The 20,049-nt window shown below is 47.4% G+C and carries 15 protein-coding genes; 9 read left to right on the top strand and 6 right to left on the bottom strand.

The window, feature by feature from the left end; genetic code table 11:
- Nucleotides 1-19: 19 nt before the first annotated feature.
- The 6 genes from ACLO87_RS15085 to ACLO87_RS15060 all read right to left on the bottom strand — a co-directional run bounded on the left by ACLO87_RS15085 (nt 20) and on the right by ACLO87_RS15060 (nt 5,979).
- Nucleotides 20-1,135, bottom strand: coding sequence for a fimbrial protein (locus ACLO87_RS15085; protein ID WP_430224149.1), 1,116 nt, complete (start codon nt 1,133-1,135; stop codon nt 20-22).
- Entirely contained in the window at nt 1,126-3,648 is a 2,523-nt protein-coding gene (locus ACLO87_RS15080) for a fimbria/pilus outer membrane usher protein (RefSeq protein WP_430224148.1), read from the bottom strand. The genes ACLO87_RS15085 and ACLO87_RS15080 overlap by 10 nt, the downstream gene beginning before the upstream one ends.
- Before the next feature lie 9 nt (nt 3,649-3,657).
- Complete coding sequence (locus ACLO87_RS15075) at nt 3,658-4,353, bottom strand: fimbrial biogenesis chaperone (RefSeq protein WP_430224147.1); 696 nt, start codon at nt 4,351-4,353, stop codon at nt 3,658-3,660.
- Nucleotides 4,354-4,375: 22 nt separating this feature from the next.
- Nucleotides 4,376-4,912, bottom strand: a complete 537-nt coding sequence (locus ACLO87_RS15070) for a fimbrial protein (protein WP_430224146.1) — start codon at nt 4,910-4,912, stop codon at nt 4,376-4,378.
- Between the two features lie 61 nt (nt 4,913-4,973).
- Nucleotides 4,974-5,546, bottom strand: a complete 573-nt coding sequence (locus tag ACLO87_RS15065) for a fimbrial protein (protein ID WP_430224145.1) — start codon at nt 5,544-5,546, stop codon at nt 4,974-4,976.
- 37 nt (nt 5,547-5,583) lie between these two features.
- On the bottom strand, nt 5,584-5,979 hold the full coding sequence (locus tag ACLO87_RS15060) for a hypothetical protein (RefSeq protein WP_430224144.1): 396 nt from the start codon (nt 5,977-5,979) through the stop codon (nt 5,584-5,586).
- Nucleotides 5,980-6,946: 967 nt separating this feature from the next.
- On the opposite strand from ACLO87_RS15060, the gene ACLO87_RS15055 reads away from it, so the two are divergent.
- The 9 genes from ACLO87_RS15055 to ACLO87_RS15015 all read left to right on the top strand — a co-directional run bounded on the left by ACLO87_RS15055 (nt 6,947) and on the right by ACLO87_RS15015 (nt 20,011).
- A complete protein-coding gene (locus tag ACLO87_RS15055; RefSeq protein ID WP_135863474.1) occupies nt 6,947-8,194 on the top strand; it encodes an MFS transporter in 1,248 nt (415 codons plus the stop codon).
- A 46-nt stretch (nt 8,195-8,240) separates the two neighbouring features.
- Nucleotides 8,241-9,626 (top strand): NarK family nitrate/nitrite MFS transporter, encoded by a 1,386-nt coding sequence (locus tag ACLO87_RS15050; protein ID WP_135863472.1) that lies wholly within the window; start codon nt 8,241-8,243, stop codon nt 9,624-9,626.
- 174 nt (nt 9,627-9,800) lie between these two features.
- Entirely contained in the window at nt 9,801-13,541 is a 3,741-nt protein-coding gene (locus ACLO87_RS15045) for a nitrate reductase subunit alpha (RefSeq protein ID WP_135863470.1), read from the top strand.
- The gene (gene narH / locus ACLO87_RS15040) at nt 13,538-15,166 is read left to right on the top strand and encodes a nitrate reductase subunit beta (RefSeq protein ID WP_430224143.1); all 1,629 of its coding nucleotides are present in this window, start codon (nt 13,538-13,540) and stop codon (nt 15,164-15,166) included. The genes ACLO87_RS15045 and narH overlap by 4 nt, the downstream gene beginning before the upstream one ends.
- The gene (narJ, locus tag ACLO87_RS15035) at nt 15,153-15,812 is read left to right on the top strand and encodes a nitrate reductase molybdenum cofactor assembly chaperone (protein WP_430224142.1); all 660 of its coding nucleotides are present in this window, start codon (nt 15,153-15,155) and stop codon (nt 15,810-15,812) included. The genes narH and narJ overlap by 14 nt, the downstream gene beginning before the upstream one ends.
- Nucleotides 15,809-16,495 (top strand): respiratory nitrate reductase subunit gamma, encoded by a 687-nt coding sequence (narI, locus tag ACLO87_RS15030; protein ID WP_135863464.1) that lies wholly within the window; start codon nt 15,809-15,811, stop codon nt 16,493-16,495. The genes narJ and narI overlap by 4 nt, the downstream gene beginning before the upstream one ends.
- Before the next feature lie 10 nt (nt 16,496-16,505).
- Complete coding sequence (locus ACLO87_RS15025) at nt 16,506-17,255, top strand: peptidylprolyl isomerase (protein ID WP_135863462.1); 750 nt, start codon at nt 16,506-16,508, stop codon at nt 17,253-17,255.
- Nucleotides 17,256-17,337: 82 nt separating this feature from the next.
- Nucleotides 17,338-19,323, top strand: coding sequence for a type IV pili methyl-accepting chemotaxis transducer N-terminal domain-containing protein (locus tag ACLO87_RS15020; RefSeq protein ID WP_430224141.1), 1,986 nt, complete (start codon nt 17,338-17,340; stop codon nt 19,321-19,323).
- A 19-nt stretch (nt 19,324-19,342) separates the two neighbouring features.
- The gene (locus tag ACLO87_RS15015) at nt 19,343-20,011 is read left to right on the top strand and encodes a response regulator (RefSeq protein WP_135863459.1); all 669 of its coding nucleotides are present in this window, start codon (nt 19,343-19,345) and stop codon (nt 20,009-20,011) included.
- Nucleotides 20,012-20,049: the final 38 nt, after the last annotated feature.

Here is a 20,049-nt window from a genome sequence, read left to right as displayed (position 1 = left end):
GTTACAAAGCGTATGAAACTTACATGTGTTCAACAGTAACTGTCACCCGTGACAGAACAGTACCTGGTGTAACCGTTGCGGCAGTACTGTAATAACTGGCCTGCAGGTTGATTTGCGACTCTTCGCAGAAAGAAGTGTTGCCACCGCAAGAACCATTATTGACGAGGGTTGTAACGCCAGAGCTGCTGCCCAAGGGAACAGGAGTAGGGGATCCATTGGGAGGGATATGTTCAAGCAAAATACCCACACCAGAGGCGGGGTTAGTCGTAGCTTGGTTTTTTAGGACGCCTGGTAACGTAGCACTTTCTGCAGTGCCGGAAAACGTGACTTTAGGTTTGGGTCTAGTACTGTTGCATTGCATACGCAAACTGAATCGCTTAGGTTCTAGTGTAGTGCCTACCGAGGTGAACAAGGATGAGTCGACCGGATTTAAGTCTTGCGTCATGTTTTTATCAGTGACGAACTTACATGGTTCTGGTGTGAAACGGATACTGCTCGGCACTTCATAGCGCAATAGCTGATCTGCACCCCAACCTGCAACAGTGGTAGTGGCTACACGATTAGCTGGAAAGTTAAGCAATTGGCTGCTGCTTGCCCCCCAGTTTTGATTGAGCAAAACAAACTCAACCACTGCTTGCCCAAAGGGGAAATACAACATGTTGTATTGAGCTGTAGATATGTTAACTGTCATACCGGGTTGAGCTGACGTGGCATTAACGTAAGGATAATAAGTTCTTACGCCTATGGTAGAAAGGTTATGCCTAAATACATCATAGGAAACTTGAGTACCTGTAGGCATGAAGCGCTCTTGTACCCCTGCAGGGCAGTTTGCTAAGGGAATAAACCTGGCAGCATATTTTTGATTGCTGGCAATTGAATTCAGGTCTGGCGACACCCAAGCTGTAATCCTATGGATAGTTGAACCTATTGCTGCGTCAATCGGAACTGAAACATTAGTACTCCAACCACCTGATAGTATTATTCTGTAATGGCTAGAATCATAAGGGTCGTATTTGTTAGGAAGCTGATTAGTATGAATATCACAGCCCGCAATGGTCGATTGCGCTGCTACATGTGGTGCATAAAGTATGCAACTGCCTAATGCCATGGCTAAAGCAGCAGAAATTATTCGCATGTCATTTCCTTCTCAACAGTGTCAGTAGAGGCTGGTAAGACTTCAGGGTCTACTGAAAATTCGCAGCTTTTGGCACTTCCGTTAGTACCCCATTTGACGGTAAAGATTTGTGGTTCTAATAAACCCGTCATCCATAGACGACCTATAGGACCAACAATACTTCTCTGCAGACCTTCAGCGTCGTACACAGCGGCACCAAACGGAACATTACGGCCATCATTTTTCAGTGTGAACAGATAGGAGCGGCCTTGTTCTGTTTCAAATGTCACTACGACAATTGCGCCTTGTGTAGGTACCACGGACTGGATGTTTTGACGTAATGTAACGTTGTCATCATAGTAGTCAGGGGCCAATGACACCATGTTTTCACGGTAGGCAGCAGCATAAGGAATAAGAGCCCTGCCAGAGCTGTTTGTACTAATACTTGGGTGGCTTTGTAGTCTGACGTTAGCTGCGCCTGGAGCATCTACAATAATGGCTGTTTCAGTGAGGTACTGACCCAGTAGCAAGCCACCTTTATCAATGACTAGCGAGCCACTTACACTAAGCTGAGTTTGGGTGTTCTTATGACTACGTGAGTAGCTAGCGGCTACTTGACCTATAGAGTTCTTGTAGCTGGTACTTGCATAAATGTTATTGCCGCGTCCGCGATCATCCCTAGAGACACCGGTACGCAAGCTATATGACAGTGCATTATTTTCTAAGGTAGAGCCAGAAAGTGTTGCGTCATGTGAGTAGTTGCCATCGTTTTGTCTAGAGAAACTATAGCCTGCATAGGTAGAACCACTGCCAAGTGGAATACTTAAATTCAGCATGAAGTTGTGTGAACGTCGTTGCCACTCAGAATCTAGCATGTTGTAGTTCAGGAATACGTTCACAGGACCAATTTGCGTGTTGTAGCCAATGTTGAACGAGTTCGATGCTTTTACGTTTGAGTGATACTGTATTTTAGAATACGAGGCAGAAACGGATCCATACTCACCCAAGCTTTGAGAAATTGACACCTGATACTCATGGGATTTATTCCATAAAGTGGTGTCGTACACCTGACCATTAATAGGGTCTGTGTAGATTCTGGTTTTTCTTAATACTTGATCCAAGTCCCTATAGCCATCAGAACTATAGCGATAGGCAAATAAACGGAAATCGGTACCTGTTTGTTGTAGGTTTTTTGCATACTGGACTCGTATAGCGTGACCGCTTAGGCGTTTCCCTTCTTGATCTTTAGCATTAGAGTGCACGATATCGGTAGAGATCCCACCAAAATCGCTCATGTTCAATGCCACACCCAGAGAGTTAGCAAAGTAATTTTTAGACACCATAGAGCCACCGTAGACGGTAACTCCACCGGGTAAGCCGTGGGCGAATGTGGCTTGTGCTACTAATGGTTCATCTGAATCTGAATCATACGCGCGGTATTTACCTACGGACGCAGAATACTGCCAACGACCTTCTCGCAGCATAGAAGGTAGTACAGAGTATGGCTGAATATAACGAGTTATTTTCCCGCCATTTTCTTCAATTTCTACTTCTAAGTCACCCCCGCCTGGAATGGCGTACAAGTCATTGAACATAAAGGGGCCAGGGGCTACAAAGGTAGAGTAGATTACATTACCGTTTTGGTAGACTGTTACCTTAGCACTAGAGTTAGCATAGCCTTGTACAGTTGGTGCGTAGCCTTGTTCACTAGGGGCCAACATACCGTCTTCAGAAGCTAGTTGCACACCTCTAATACGGTTGGTGGTAAAGGCGCTATTACGGTTATTAGTGGTTACGTCACCTAAACGTATACGGCTACGCCATGCATTAATGTCACGTTCAGCATAGGTCTCATTGGTGTTCCAGTGCTGATCACCATCTTGTCTATACAATGTGCCGTTGGAGCGAATGCGCCATGCGCCCGCATTAAAGCCAGCCCGTAGTCCCAAAAATGTACTATTTGAGTTTTCAGACTCTTCACCACCATATTTATTGGAGGCTCTATAGTGAGAGAGTTGATAGGAGGCCCAAAAACTGGTTTCACCGTCATCCCACATTGACATTGGCACAGCACCACGAGCGGATGCATCTAAAGCTGCTTGAGGGATAGAAAGTGTCAATATGGACGAGTTACTATCAAAACTAAATGTGGCGGCAGGAATTAGGCTCAAATCTACACAGGCGTTCTCATCCTCAGCGGAGATTTCTGGGAATGCAATAGTCTTAATCCCTACCGTTTGCAATAGCGGTATGGTCAAGCACGGTACGGCGTCTTTGGCGCCGTTTCCAGCATCAATGAAGTTGACCGTGTGATCACCGAAGTTGCGCTCATTGACAACTATTTTGACTTGCTGTGGTCCAGGTAGTACGCGGTTGGTATGACTGAAAATAGATAGGTCAGTAGGTAACTCTTGGTTATCAGGGCGAAATAAAAAACCACTGTCAAAAAACTCTCCGTCATCGGCTTGTACAGCAAAAGAGCTAGTAAATAATAAGCCAGCGCAAGTAAGATGAATCGCGATAGTTTTTTTCATATTATTCTTTTATTGAAGAGTAACTTTGGGCAGAGTCACGAATGCACCATAGTCATTAACGATAATCGCATCCAGTTCGGTACTGGCAGGGCAGGGAATGCTCTCTGATGTTTGTTCGCTGAAGGGTGTGGACACGTAACCTTGCCCAAATACAGCTGTACCACCTAGACGTATGTCAGAGAAGTTGACATTAAATGGCGAGGTATTAGCAAAACTTACTTGGCACTGATTACCATTACGTATCAATGTCCAATTCAAGGATTTCTCTATATCTGATGGAGTTCCAACCGCATTAGGTCGGTAAAATATTTTTATTCTTGTACGCACAGCAAGAGTTAACGTATTTTCAGCATCTTTGGCTTCTTTTGGGATTTCCATTACGTTTAGCCAAAAGTATGATTCTCTATCTTCAGGTAGAGAACCATCAATTTTTCTTATGTTTAAAGCTAAATCTGTTTTACCTTCTAAGCGAGTAAGAGGTGGTGTTACAAAAAGTGGAGTTTCCATTTCTCCATTAGGGCCTTCTACCCAGCTTTGAACCACAAAAGGGTCAGATGAAACGTTTTTTGCAGTAACGGTTCCGGAGTTCTTCGCCTCACGTATAACTACTCTAGTGTTATTGAGCTGAACAGCAGCGAAGCTTTGAGCACAAAAAAACGTAGAGGCTATCAGAGCAAAGATTTTAAGGGTCTTATTCTTTCCCATTTTTGTGTTTCCTATGTAACCGTTATAGATAGCTGACTGTAAAAGTAGCTTGTGCTGATATTTTTCCTGGTACTAATGTTGCCCAATTAGTATCTGTAGGAACTAGTGAGGCTTCAAATCTTAAAGAGTTATTGCCAGAAGAGATGGGATAGTTAAAGGCACTTTGGTTGTCAAATTTGATATCTCTGTTTTGGCCATCTTTAAGGGAAATGGCTATACCTTGAGCGGAGTTTGGTATATTTCTTAACGCAATGTGGTAATCGCCAGATCCAGCAACTGTTGTTGCACTAAACTTAAATGAAGCATTTTTATAAATATCAGTAGTGCAATTTTCGAGCACAATATAAAAAACTTTTGGTCTAGTAAAACCGTCGCGCTGTAGAAGGCGGGAGTCTACTGTGCCGAAATCTACAGCATCACCACCGTTAGCGGTGACAGCCGTGCAGGTTGCTGCCCGAACTGAACCTGTAATGGTGATATTGGTCGTATCAGCATAGGCTGAAGTGCTCAGCAAACAGGCATAAAGTACTGCAGCAAATGTTGATAGATTTTTGGTCATAATAAGTAAGCGAGAGCCATGCTGGCCCGTGAGGACCAGCATGGCCACTAATCGCTAAAGATTAGTTGTAAGTTACTTCAAAGGTTGCCTGAGCATTCGCAGGACCAGCAGTTACTGTGCCTGGAGTAGTTACAAACTTCTCGTAGAATGCGTACAGATCCATAGTGTTGTCACCATCAACCAGATCCATAGACAGAGGAGCTTGACGGTCAAACTGCACACGAGCAGTTGTCAGGTCTGTTGGGTTTGTGCTGATACCAACACCGATGTTTTTAGCTTCGAAACCACCAGCGGAGTTCAGTTTCAAAAGTTTTGCATTGCCGTCAGCAACACCACCGCTGAATGCAAAGTTAGCTTTGGAAACTGGGCCAGTTGTGCCAGATGGAGCAACTGTCAGGTCGCAACCTGTCAACTTGATCTGGAATTTACGTGCAGTTGTACGATCCAGAGTGTTGATGTGGTGAGCAGCCCATGAACCCAGAGGTACGTTGATCTGTGCGGAATCAGCTTCAAGTGAGCAGGTCTCTGTTGTTACTTCACCAGTGAAGTCGATGTTACCGGTAGATGCGTTTGCAAACGCTGCAGGTAAAATCAAAGCAGAAGCCAAAGCGATGTTCAGTGCATGTTTTTTCATAATGAGTTTCCTTAATTAAGGTAATAAAAACGTCTTATCAACGTTTATTTGCTGCTACGACTTGCTTGTGTTTTTTAATACTTACAAGCAATTTTAAATTTCCTAGACACCAGGAAATAGGGTTAAAAAAGAGATGTCTAAATAAATAACCTCTAATGTGAGGTTTTTTATTTATTCCCTTTTTGAATTTAATATCTTCAATTAGCCATGAGGCGGGTTTAGATACTATTTTTTCAAAAGTTTCACTTTTTTTAATCAAGGCTAAAACAGGTCTAGCCCATACGGAATATCCTGCTTGTATAGTCTCTGAAGTCTCCCTATTAAAATGAGTGGAATCTATAATCCAGTCCTCTTGGGAAATTATTTCTTTGCTGCTCAGGAATTTGCATATTGTTTTTCTATAGTCTTGAGCCTGCCAGTTATAAATATTCATTGCTAACCTTTATATGTGTTTTGCAGTATGGTTTTTATTAAAAATCCTAACTAAGACTTGTCTTCTTATATAAGAAGTTTAAAACCATAGATCTTAACTATCACGTATCTCAATTCACTATAAAAAATGCCCACTGCACTGTGCGTGGGAAGAGTTTTTTGGTTTTGTTTTGAGAGTATTGTGTATGAGGGGCTGGCTTTTTTTGTGTTCTAAAGGTTTAAGGTTGTATCGGAAGGTAATTTGCAAGGAACTTTTGTATTATTTTGCGCCTCTTGCTCAGGAGCGAATTTGTAACGGCTCAAGTGTTAATAATTGTTTAGGCTGTGGTGAATTACAGGATGATGTGTTTTGGCAACAGGGCTGTGATGAGAAAAAACACACTGATGAGCTCAGAAACGCCTTCTTTAAGGATGGCTGTTTGGTAGACAAGTTATTGAAAATGAATAATAAAATTGGAATGATTATCAAGAGGCATAGAAATTGCTGCTATGCGGCTAGATGCTTGTACGTATAGCGCTAGTGCAGATGTTTTGTAGTACTCCAACATATGTGATGTGCGCGGCCAGATATACCGCTTTCCTCCGGGAAATGACCTCTAAGTACAGCGAAAAAAACGGCTTTAAAGGGTTAAGAGCCATAGTTTTCAATCTTTTAAATGCTGGCAACGGATTGTAAATTTTTAGAAAGAACACGAGCTTGCACGCCATAATCGTGACTAAAACAAGTGTCTCTATAAAAATGACGCAGCAAAAATAAGCAGTTCTAGTGAGTAAGGCTAGGTGTTGATGTGCACCAATTAGTAGCGCCTCATTGTGTTGTTTGTGTTTTGCAGGAATTAGCAGGGCGACTAGTTCTAAATAACTAGTTCTTCTGCTTGGCTTTGCCTGCTCGCCAGAGGAATGGTGCAATACAAGACCGTTAGCTACGCTTGAGTTGATGTGAATAGTTGCTCTTGGAGGGCATACGTATGAGCACACACTCTGGAAAGGCGGTTTCTGTTTTAGCGGGTAGTACCTTTGCATTCACCATCTGTTTTGCCGTTTGGATGATGTTTGCTGTATTGGGTATTCCAATTCGAGAACAGCTGGGTTTGACAGAAACTCAGTTTGGTTTATTGGCATCTATGCCTGTGCTTACCGGCTCGCTAGTTAGGGTGCCTTTAGGTATTTGGACAGACAGATACGGTGGTCGTATCGTATTTTTCTGTACGATGCTAGTGGCAGTAATTCCTATTTGGCTTATGTCGTTCGCCACACAGTACTGGCAATTCCTAGTTTTGGCATTGTTTGTGGGCTTAGTAGGTGGCGTGTTTTCAGTAGGTACGCCCTATGTGGCTCGCTGGTTCCCTAAAAACCGCCAAGGTTTGGCGATGGGGATATTTGGCGCTGGTAACTCGGGTGCGGCACTCACCAAGTTTGTAGCCCCGGCGTTAATGATTGCTGCGGGTGGCACGTGGACCATCATTCCACAGGTGTATTCCATTGCTTTGCTGGTCACAGCCGGGATTTTTTGGTTGTTGACCTCTACCGATCCAAGCCATAAGCAATCTAGCCAAACCACGAGCTTGTCTGCTCAGTTAGCCATGTTGCGCGATCCTAGAGTATGGCGCTACTGCCAATATTATTCAGTGGTGTTCGGCGGGTATGTGGCGTTGTCATTGTGGATGACCCAATACTACATAGGCGAATACGGCTTTAGCCTGAAAACCGCAGCCTTCTTAGCTGCCTGTTTTTCCTTGCCTGGCGGTGTGTTGCGTGCTGTGGGTGGTTGGGTGTCCGACAAATTCGGCGCGTATCGCACTACATGGTGGGTGATGTGGGTGTGCTGGGTCGCCTTCTTCCTTCTTAGTTATCCCGATACGGATTTCACGATTCGTACTGTGGATGGTCCTCAAAGTTTCCATATTGCACTAGGCCCTGTGGCGTTCACCGTCTTGATGTTTGTGGTGGGTATAGCCATGGCTATTGGTAAAGCCTCGGTGTTTAAGTTTATTTCAGATGAGTTTGATCAGAACATTGGCGCGGTATCTGGCTTAGTCGGGTTGGCCGGTGGTCTGGGTGGTTTTGTGCTGCCCATCTTATTTGGTCTGTTGTTGGATCTAACCGGCGTACGTTCTAGCTGCTTCATGTTGTTGTATGGCGCGGTGTGTGTGTCGTTGATCTGGATGCATTTCAGCTTTAGAGCGCCACAAAAGAAAACTGCGGCTGAGGCCTAGTGCTATCTCACAAGCACAGTCAGAGTTACTACATAAGGAACATGTCATGGGCGAGTATGTTTTAAAACGTTGGACACCGGAAGATGAAGCATTTTGGAAAAGCACCGGCCATCGTATTGCGCGCCGCAATTTGTGGATTTCTATTCCCGCATTGATGTTCTCTTTCAGCATCTGGATGCTGTGGAGCATTGTGGCGGTGAACTTAAACAAGGCGGGCTTTGATTTTTCGGCTAACGAACTGTTTTGGTTGACATCGTTGCCCGCTTTGTCAGGTGCCACGCTGCGTATTTTCTATTCTTTTATGGTGCCTATTTTTGGCGGTAGACGCTGGACAGCGATTTCCACCGCCTTGTTGCTGATTCCCGCCTTGGGGATGGGGTTTGCGTTGCAAGACCCAACTACCTCGTACACCACCTTAATGATTCTGGCACTGTTGTGTGGTTTTGGTGGCGGTAACTTTAGCTCCAGTATGGCAAACATCAGCTTCTTCTTTCCTAAATCCCACAAAGGTATGGCTACAGGCTTGAATGCCGGTATTGGGAACTTGGGTGTGTCGCTGGCGCAGTTTATCGTGCCCTTCGTGATTAGTGTGGGGATGTTTGGCGCATTGGCGGGACCACCGCAAATGGTAGTAGATGCCAATGCACCGCAAGCTGTGTGGTTGCAAAATGCGGGTTTTATTTGGGTGCCTTTTATTGCGCTGTCAGCGATAGCTGCCTGGTTTGGGATGAACGATATTGCTGATGCTAAGGCATCGTTTAGAGAACAGGCCGTGGTGTTCAAGCGTAAACATAACTGGCTGATGTGCTGGTTATACGTAGGTACCTTTGGGTCATTTATTGGTTTCTCAGCCGGTTTTGCCATGTTGGCGAAGCTGCTGTTCCCTGAGTACAACCCCGTTGCCTATGCTTTTTTAGGCCCACTGGTAGGTTCGCTAACCCGCTCTGCAGGTGGTTGGGTGTCAGACAAAGTAGGGGGAGCCAAAGTCACGCTCTATACCTTTGGTTTGATGACTCTGTGCGTGATTGCGCTGTTGTTTGTGATTCCCGCCGAAGGTCAAAGCGGCAATTTTTATGTGTTTTTGTCGTTGTTTATCTTGTTGTTTGCTTTGTCTGGTGTGGGTAATGGATCTACGTTTCGCATGATCCCCATCATTTTTATGACAGAGCGTCTGCGTGAGGCAGAAGGCAAAGGCGAGGAGGCACATAAACGCGCCTTGATTGACGCTGGTAAAGAGTCTGCTGCGGTACTGGGTTTCACCGGTGCGATTGGGGCATATGGCGGGTTTTTCATTCCTAGAAGTTTTGGTACCTCCATCAGTATGACGGGTGGGGTGAGTGCGGCATTGTGGTGTTTTGTAGGCTTCTATTTGAGTTGTGTATTGCTTACATGGTGGTTTTACGCCAGACGCAATGCGGCTATGCCGTGTTAGGCCACTAGTTCTAAAGGAGTAGTTCTATGGCGTTAGAACTACTCCTTTTGCGGTAGGAAATTACCCCGCGTGGCGAATGGTTAGCCGCGCAGAACTTTTTTACAGTAGTACGTAATCTCCATTCTTTTACGTCAGTCCAGTAGGCAGTGTGGGCTGAACAATGAGGACAACAGTATGAGTCATTTTCTCGATAGGCTGAAATTCGTTTCTCGTGTGAAGTCTACGTATGCAGATGGGCACGGCGAGGTGGTTAATGAAGACCGGCAGTGGGAAAACACCTATCGTGCCCGTTGGCAGCACGACAAAATCGTACGCTCCACGCACGGTGTGAACTGTACCGGTTCCTGTTCTTGGAAGGTCTATGTCAAGAACGGTTTAATTACCTGGGAAACCCAACAAACCGATTACCCACGTACTCGTGCCGACTTACCTAATCACGAACCTAGGGGCTGTCCACGTGGCGCCTCATACAGTTGGTACGTGTATTCAGCCCAAAGGGTGAAATACCCCTTAATGCGCGGCACGCTGATGGAAATGTGGCGTGAAGCAAGACAAACTCTGGATCCTATAGCTGCTTGGGAATCCATTAGCCAAGACCCAGAAAAAGCACGCCGTTATAAAGCGGTGCGTGGTTTGGGAGGTTTTGTACGTGCTGATTGGGATACCGCGACAGAGATCATTGCCGCAGCCAACGCGTACACCATCAAAAAATTTGGTCCAGATCGCTTGATAGGTTTCTCGCCTATTCCTGCGATGAGTATGGTGAGCTACGCTGCTGGTGCGCGTTACCTCAGTTTATTGGGCGGTACCTGTTTGAGCTTCTACGACTGGTATTGCGATTTGCCGCCAGCCAGCCCGCAAGTCTGGGGCGAACAAACTGACGTGGCCGAATCGGCCGACTGGTATAACGCTAACTACCTGATTGTGTGGGGTTCTAACGTGCCGCAAACACGTACCCCCGATGCTCACTTCTACACAGAAGTTCGCTACAAAGGTACCAAAACCGTGGCTGTATCCAGTGACTACGGTGAAATGGTGAAATTCGGTGATATCTGGCTGTCACCACGACAAGGTACGGATGCCGCATTGGCACTGGCGATGGGCCATGTGATTTTGTCCGAGTTCCACCGTCCAGATAAGTCTGAGTACTTCCGAAGCTACATAAAACAGTACACCGATATGCCTATGTTGGTGATGCTGGAATCGCGGGATGGCATGCTGCATCCGGGTCATTTCTTGCGTGCATCGCATTTGGATAATGCTCTGGGCCAAGTGAATAACCCTGAGTGGAAAACACTACTGATCGATGAAACCACTGGTGAACTGGTAGTGCCTAATGGCTCTATTGGCTTGCGCTGGGGTGAAGGTGAGCACGAGCAAGGGCACGTAGGTCACTGGAATCTGGAAATGCGTGATGCTAGCACTGGTCGTGAGGTGTCACCACAGCTGAGTTTAGTGAAACAGCACGATGAAGCCGTAGAAGTGGCCTTCCCGTACTTTGGTGGTGAACACGACGAGGTGTTGCAGCGTCGCGTACCGGTTAAACGTTTAATAGGTGCTGACGGTAATCCTATTTTAGTGGCCACAGTCTACGACTTGCAGATGGCCAACTACGGGGTAGACATGGGCTTGGGTGGTCCTAATGTGGCCAGCAGCTACGACGACGATGTGCCGTACACCCCAGCTTGGCAAGAAAAACACACCACTGTGCCGCGTCAGCAAGTTATACAAGTTGCCCGTGAGTTCGCACAAAATGCCCACGATACCAAAGGGCGCTCCATGGTGATTGTGGGGGCTGGTTTGAACCACTGGTATCACATGGACATGACATACCGCGCCATCATTAACATGTTGGTAATGTGTGGCTGTGTGGGCCAAAGCGGTGGTGGCTGGGCTCACTACGTGGGTCAAGAAAAACTGCGTCCACAGTTTGGTTGGGCCCCATTGGCCTTTGGCTTGGACTGGTCCAGACCACCACGCCAAATGAACGGTACGTCTTTCTTCTACGCGCATACAGGTCAATGGCGCCACGAAAAATTAGCCGTGGACGAAGTGTTGTCGCCTACTGCTCAGACCTCGCCTTATGCGGGCATGAGCATGATAGACATGAATGCCAAGTCTGAGCGCATGGGCTGGTTGCCATCGGCACCACAGTTGGAAACTAACCCGCTGAATGTCGTGGCTGAGGCACGAGCTAAAGGCGAAGATCCAGTCGCTTACGCAGCACAGGCCTTGAAAAAAGGTACCTTGCGCATGAGCTGTGAAGATCCTGATCTGCCAGCTAACTTCCCACGCAACATGTTCATTTGGCGTTCTAACTTGCTGGGTTCCAGCGGTAAAGGCCATGAGTACATGCTGAAGTACTTATTGGGTACACAAAACGCGGTATTTAGCGAGGAAAAAGACGGCATACGTCCGTTGGAAGTAGCCTACCGTGATGAAGAGCACGAAGGTAAGTTGGACTTATTGACGGTGTTGGACTTCCGTATGAGCACCACCTGTTTGTACGGCGATATCGTGCTGCCTACCGCAACATGGTACGAAAAAGACGACCTGAATACGTCTGACATGCACCCCTTCATCCACCCACTGAGCGAAGCTGTACAGCCTTTGTGGGAAAGCAAAACTGATTGGGAAATCTACAAGCTGTTGGCCAAACGCTTTAGCGAGATTGGTGGCGACTACTTGGGCGAGCAAGAAGACTTGGTACTGAGTCCTCTGATGCACGATACCCCCGGGGAATTGGGTCAAGCCTTGGAGCCTAAAGACTGGAAATACGGTGAGTGTGATTTGATCCCCGGTAAAACTGCACCATCCATGATGGTAGTGAAACGGGATTACCGCGACATTTATCGCAAGTTCACATCAGTAGGCCCGCTGTTAGACAAACTGGGTAACGGTGGTAAAGGGATTAACTGGAATACCGAGCATGAAATCACAGAACTGGGTGCATTGAACCAGTGTGTATTGGAAGCCGGTGTCAGCCAAGGTCGACCACAGTTAGATACGGCAATTGATGCGGCTGAAATGATTCTGACTTTAGCGCCTGAAACCAATGGTCATGTGTCAGTAAAAGCATGGGAAGCGCTAGAGCGAATTACTGGGCGTGAACACAAGCATTTAGCGCAGGGTAGATCGCACGAGAAAATCCGTTTCCGCGATATTCAGGCGCAACCTCGCAAGATTATTTCTGCTCCAACGTGGTCGGGCTTGGAAAGCGAGGAAGTGAGCTACAACGCTGGTTACACCAACGTACACGAGCTGATTCCTTGGCGCACGCTGACTGGTAGACAGCAACTGTACCAAGATCACCGTTGGATGCTGGATTTTGGTGAGGGCTTTTGTGTGTACCGTCCAGCTGTAGACACCAAAACCGTACAGCCTATGTTCAAGGCACACGGTAAAGGCAAAAACGACTTGGTACTGAACTGGGTAACGCCTCACCAAAAATGGGGTATTCACAGCACGTATTCTGACAACCTGCGTATGTTGACGTTGAGCCGTGGTGGTCCACACGTGTGGATTGCTGAAAGCGAAGCCAAACGTGCTGGTTTGGTGGATAACGACTGGGTAGAAGTCTTTAACGTCAACGGTGTGGTAACTGCTCGACTAGTAGTCAGCCAACGTATTCCAGCGGGTGTGTGTTTTATGTATCACGCTCAAGAAAAGATCGTGAACGTGCCCGGCTCTCAACTGAGTGGAAAACGTGGTGGTATCCACAACTCGGTAACACGTACTGTGCTGAAACCTACGCACATGATTGGTGGTTACGCTCAACAAGCGTACGGCTTTAACTACTACGGTACGGTAGGTAGTAACCGTGATGAGTTTGTGGTGCTACGCAAGCTGGATAAAGTGGATTGGATGGAAGAGCCGCTCAGTCTGGATAGTATTCGTAAAGGAGTTCATCAATGAAGATTCGTGCACAGATAGGCATGGTATTGAATCTGGACAAGTGTATTGGTTGTCACACTTGCTCGGTGACCTGTAAGAATGTCTGGACCAGCAGAGACGGTGTGGAATACGCCTGGTTCAATAACGTAGAAACTAAACCTGGTGTGGGTTATCCCAAAGAATGGGAAAACCAGAGAAAATGGAAAGGTGGTTGGGTGCGAGATGCTAAAGGGCGTCTCAAACCCAGACAAGGTAGTAAATTGCGTATCTTGGCTAATATTTTTGCCAACCCCAACTTGCCACAAATTGATGACTATTACGAACCATTCACCTACGACTATCAGCATTTACAAAATGCACCCCTAAGTCGTACTCCGCCTACCGCACGGCCTGTGTCGGTGCTGACGGGGCAAAAAATGGAAAAAATCACCTGGGGTCCGAACTGGGAAGATGACTTGGGCGGCGAGTTTGCTGCACGTAGTCGTGATCAGTTATTTGAGAACGTGCAAAAAGATATGTACGCCACGTTTGAAAATACGTTCATGATGTATTTGCCCCGGTTGTGTGAGCACTGTTTGAACCCTACCTGTGTGGCTAGCTGTCCATCTGGCTCTATTTATAAGCGCGAAGATGACGGTATTGTGCTGGTGGATCAAGACAAATGTCGTGGCTGGCGTATGTGTATCTCCGGTTGTCCGTACAAAAAGGTGTATTACAACTGGCAAAGCGGCAAAGCAGAGAAATGTACTTTCTGCTATCCACGTATTGAAGCCGGTCAGCCTACCGTATGTTCGGAAACCTGTGTGGGACGTATACGCTACTTGGGCGTGATGCTGTATGACGCCGACAAAATTGCCGAAGCAGCTTCCACGGCTGACGAGCAAGATTTGTACGAGTCCCAGTTAGATCTTTTCTTGGACCCTAATGATCCAGAAGTGATTGCTAAAGCTCGTGAGCAAGGTATTCCTGAAGGGTGGTTGCAGGCTGCTAAACAGTCGCCGGTGTACAAAATGGCTTGTCAGTGGAAAGTCGCTTTCCCACTGCACCCTGAATACCGTACCTTGCCGATGGTGTGGTACATACCGCCACTGTCTCCTATTCAGTCTGCCGCTGAGTCTGGTCAAATGCCACATGCCACTATTGGTGCTGCCAGCATGATCCCAGACGTAGATAGTTTACGTATTCCAGTACGTTATCTGGCGAACTTGTTAACAGCAGGTAAGGAAGAGCCCATTACATTGGCGCTGAAACGTATGTTGGCCATGCGTGCCTACAAACGTTCTGAAGTGGTGCACAAACAGCCAGATCACGAGGTGATTTCTGCCGTGGGCCTGGATGCTGAAACCATCGAAGACATGTACCAAATCATGGCAATTGCCAATTACGAAGACAGGTTCGTGATTCCGTCATCACACAAAGAGATGGTGGAAGACAGCTTCGATGATCAAGGTAGTTGTGGTTTCACCTTTGGTAATGGTTGCAGTGGTGGGGTCACAGAAACCACCTTGTTTGGACGACCACGCCAACGTGCGGATAAACCTAAAGGCCTAGCAACAGGGGAGCGCGCTCCTACAGTGATTGCTAGGGAAGTACGCAGAAAACCAGCGGAACAGAACTCTGGGGAGGATAAACATGCTGCTGTATAAAGTGCTCTCATCCTTATTGGATTACCCAGATCAAGAGTTGTTGGATGCGCTGCCCGAAGTGCGCGAAGCCTTAAGCGATTACCCTGGTGCGCTACAACAGCTCACCCCATTACTGGATTTCTTATCCTCAAAATCGTTGATTGCCGTGCAAGAAAACTATGTGGCCACTTTCGATAGAAATCCGGCTCACTCCTTGCACTTGTTTGAACACGTACACGGCGAAAGTCGTGACCGTGGGCAAGCGATGGTGGACTTACTGAACGAATACCAGCAACACGGTTTCGACTTGGTTTCGGCTGAGCTACCCGATTATGTACCGTTGTTCTTGGAGTTTTTAAGCTTACAAAGTCCAGAGGAATCTCAAGAGTTATTAGATCAAGCCATTCACGTGTTGGCTGCTCTAGGCACAAGGTTGGCGGCCAACCAAAGTCCTTACGCCACGATTTTTGCCGTACTGCGTACCCGTACAGACGTTCAGCCTGAAGAACAGGAAATGCCACCTATACGGGATATGGACGAAGCGTTGGAAATGTTCGGGGTAGGTAACGATGGTGCAGAGCCTTTGTTGCACGGTAACTTCGGGGGCGAACAGGTGGTGCGCTTTCATCCCAGAACGGTACAAAGATCAACAGGAGAATCAGCATGAGTAGCCTGAATCAGTTCTTATTCGGTGTGTATCCTTATGTGGCGCTGACGATCTTCTTTTTGGGAAGCTTGGTGCGTTTTGAGCGTGAGCAATACACATGGAAAAGTGATAGCTCACAACTGCTGTATCACGGCTCCCTACGCTTAGGGAATATTCTGTTCCATATTGGGATTATTGGTTTGTTCTTTGGCCACTTGGTGGGCTTGCTAACACCCGTAGCTGTGTGGGACTTCCTGGGTATTTCGCACGGCACTAAGCAGGTATTTGCGATGGCCGCAGGCGGCATCATGGGGTTGATGTGTTTGGCCGGCTTGTTGATACTGCTTTACCGTCGGTTGACCAATCCTCGTATTGCCGCCACTACTCGTGTAGGCGATAAGGTGCTGTTGGTATGGTTGCTGGTCACGCTGTTATTAGGGCTAAGCACAATCTTTGTTTCTATGCAGCATTTAGATGGCGAAGAAATGGTGCTGTTGATGTCGTGGGCACAGCATATTGTGACCTTCAGAGCAGGTGCAGCCGGTTTCATTATGAATGCTTCATGGGTATTTAAAGCGCACTTGTTTATGGGCATGACCTTGTTTGTGATCTTCCCCTTCACACGTTTGGTTCACGTATGGAGTGGCTTCGCTTCAGTGTTCTATTTGGGGCGCGCATGGCAGTTAGTGCGTCCACGCCGTTAAGGAGACGTTCATGGGAGTCAAAGTAAACGGTATTGAGTTAACAGACGCTGAAATCGAGCAAGAAATCAGCTACCACCAAGATACGGAAAATCCGTTAGAAATGGCCTTAAACACCTTGGTGGTGCGACGTTTGTTGTTGGATGAAGCGAACCGTTTAGGTGTGCACGCCGAGACTGACGAGCAAGTGATAGATGCCTTGCTCGCTAAAGAAGTGAGTCTGCCACAGCCTGATGAAGACACCTGTAGACGGCACTATGAACAGCACCCTGAGCATTTCACTGTGGGGGAGTGCTTAGAGGCCGAGCATATCTTATTTCAGGTAACGCCTGACGTAGATTTGCAAAGCCTGCGTCAACGCGCACAAGACGTACTGGATGAAGTGTTGCGTGATCCCACACAGCTTCCTGTGTTGGCGAAGCAGTTTTCTAACTGTAGTTCGGCAGCGGTGGGTGGGAGTTTGGGGCAGTTGTCGCGAGGGCAAACCGTGGCTGAGTTTGAGCGAGTGGTCTTTGCAATGCCTGAGGGCCAAGTTTTACCCCGCCTAGTAGAAACGCGACATGGTCTACATGTGGTAAGGGTGTTACGGCGAGCAGAGGGGAAGGTGCTACCGTATGAAAAAGTCTGCGACAGCATACGCGATGCCTTGCGCTCTGCGAATCAAGACATAGCATGGCGGCAGTTCCTGCAACGCTTAGCAGGTCAGGCTCGCATAGAAGGGTTGGAGCACTTTGTAGCAGCAGATAGTCCATTGATGCAGTAGTGCGAGGTAAAGGTGAAGCAACGCGACAGTGTGGCCATAGGTGTAAGCTGTAGGCATCATCCTTTTACGATGAGGCATCGCTATGGATAAAAGCCGGTTGGCTTCGCTGGATCACCTGAAATGGTGGGAGCGACTTTCTACACGCTTAACAGTAAGTGTAGCGGTCGCTCTCGCCATTTTTTTGACCATGATTGGTAGTACGTTGTGGTTGTCATGGCAAATGGAAGGGGCCGCAGCCGCCATTAATGATGCTGGCACCTTGCGTATGCGCGCGAATCAGGTGGCCTTGTCATTAGAAGCGTTAAGTAACGACCCTACTGGTGCAGCCACTGAGCGATTAGAACGCCAGTTGCATAGGCAAGCCTTTGTGCTGCAACAATTGCGCAAGGGTGATCCTACTCGACCTTTGTTGTTGCCGCGTGATCCTATGGTGCATGCGCAGTTAGATCAGGTGACACAATATTGGCATAGGCAGATGGTGGCTAGTGTGAACTTGGCCTTGAAAGGTGATGCTGCTGAGCGTTACCAAATCGCCTTGCCAGAATTTATCTCTAAAGCAGATTTGTTGGTGCATTTAATAGAAGTCGACAATGCCCAAAAAACCTTTTTGTTGCGACTGCTGCAGGTAGTCTTGTTGGTGATTGCTATAGCAGGTGCGGCAGCACTAATTTACTTGGTGTATCAGTGGATTATCTTACCCATATCGGCCTTGCGCAGTGGCGTAGCCCGCATGGCAGATAGAGATTTCTCTGTCTCGTTGCCCGTTCAGCGACGCGATGAGTTTGGTGAGCTCTCTGAAGGCTTTAACCTGATGGCTAAAGAGCTTAAGAGTTTGTACGTAGATTTAGAGCGCCGAGCAGAAGAAAAAACTCAACAGTTGGCACTACGTAATGCATCGTTATCGGCGTTGTATGAAATGGCAGCATTTTTGAGCCAACCGCGCGAGGTTGAAGAAGTATGCCGAGGTTTTCTAGATCGCATCATGCGCCAATTTAAGGCAGATGGCGGTACGATCCGCACCTTAGATCCACGTCACGATAATTTGCGCTTGGTGTTGGCCCAAGGCTTATCGGCCACACACGAACAGCACGAATCGTGTATTAAAGCTGGGTCGTGTTTTTGTGGGCAGGCCACACGCAGTGGCACGGTGTCTATTCAAGACGTAACTCGCATACAGGCACCCGAAGCCTTTCATTGTTTTGATGACGGTTTCCATAGTCTGAATGTGTTTCAGATCATGGCGCAAGACGAGGTGCTAGGTTCCTTCTCGTTGCATTTCAAAGAAACCCGCAAGCTCAGTGCTAGTGAACGCCATTTGTTAGAAACCTTGGGTAAGCATTTGGGCGTAGCGTTACAGAACCGTCGCTTACTGGGTCAAACCCGTCAGTTAGCGATGGAGCAAGAGCGTAATTTGTTTGCTCAAGGTTTGCACGACAGCATTGCGCAGGGCTTGAATTTCTTGAATTTGCAGCTGCAAATGTTGGATCAGTCACTAAAAAATGACAAGATTGAAGAGGCCAAAGAAATCTTACCTTTACTGCGTGCAGGGGTAGACGAAAGCTATCAGGACGTACGCGAGCTGCTAAGTAATTTCCGCAGCAAGTTGGGTGAAGGTGAGTTGTTGGATGCCGTATGTGAAACCATTGAGCGTTTTCAGCGGCAAGTTGATGTATTAGTAGAGTTGGATACTGAGGGGCTGGACGAGGGCACGGCATTAACGCAAGAGCAGCAGTTGCAGGTGCTGTTTATTTTGCAAGAAGCGTTGTCGAATGTGCGTAAACATGCGCACGCGAGCAAAGTGCAAATCCAAATTCATGAGGGTGTGGATTTCACCTTGCAGGTGATTGATGACGGTATGGGCTACGATGAGAGTGCATTACGGCATGAAGCCAGGGAACAGCTGGGCCGGCGCATTATGAAAGAGCGTGCTGCGCGAATAGGCGCAACCTTAGAGCAGGTTTCTACTCCAGGTCAGGGGGCAAAAGTGTCATTGGTATTGCCTATTCTGACGTCTAGTCATCCCCGAACAGACGCATCGGAAAACCAACCGCTACAAGAAGGTCTATGACCTCACTAGAGATAAGAAGATGAGCAACATACGCATTTTATTGATTGATGATCACAGTTTATTCCGCTCCGGCGTCAAATTGCTGTTGATGCGTCAAGACGATTTTGAAGTAGTGGGCGAGGCAGCCGATGGGGCTGAGGGCTTAAAGCGTGCAACATCGTTGAAGCCCGATGTGATTTTGCTGGACTTAAACATGCCTGGCTTATCGGGTTTAGACACCTTGCAGTTGTTGGTACAAGAGTTACCCGACTGCGCTGTGATTATCCTGACCGTTTCCGAAGAGGCGGCTGAGTTAGCGCAAGCACTGAGCTATGGTGCCAGAGGCTATTTGCTGAAAAACATGGATGTAGAAGCACTGACCTCTGCCATACGTAAAGCAGCCGCAGGTGAACCGGTCATTGATAACCAGATGACGGTGAAGTTGGTAGAACAATTTCGCCAGCATGGCACCAATGTGGCCAGCAACAAAGAGCGCGATGAGCAGCAAAGTCGTCTTACTCAACGCGAGCGTGAAATCATGCAGTGTTTGGTACGCGGCGATAGCAATAAAGCCATTGCGCGTGAGCTGAATGTGGCGGAAAGCACCGTCAAAATTCACGTACAGAATATTTTAAAGAAACTAGATTTAACCAGTAGGGTACAAATCGCAGTCTATGCCGTGGAGCATGGTTTGGCGGCAGAAGAGTAGCGGCTAACGCATCAAGGATGCATGTTTTGGGTGGCGGA

The sequence above is a fragment of the Paenalcaligenes sp. Me52 genome, from assembly GCF_050487965.1.
Classification (GTDB): Bacteria; Pseudomonadota; Gammaproteobacteria; order Burkholderiales; family Burkholderiaceae_B; genus Paenalcaligenes.
Note: the sequence above shows the minus strand (reverse complement) of the source record. Positions and strands in the feature narration are given on the sequence as shown.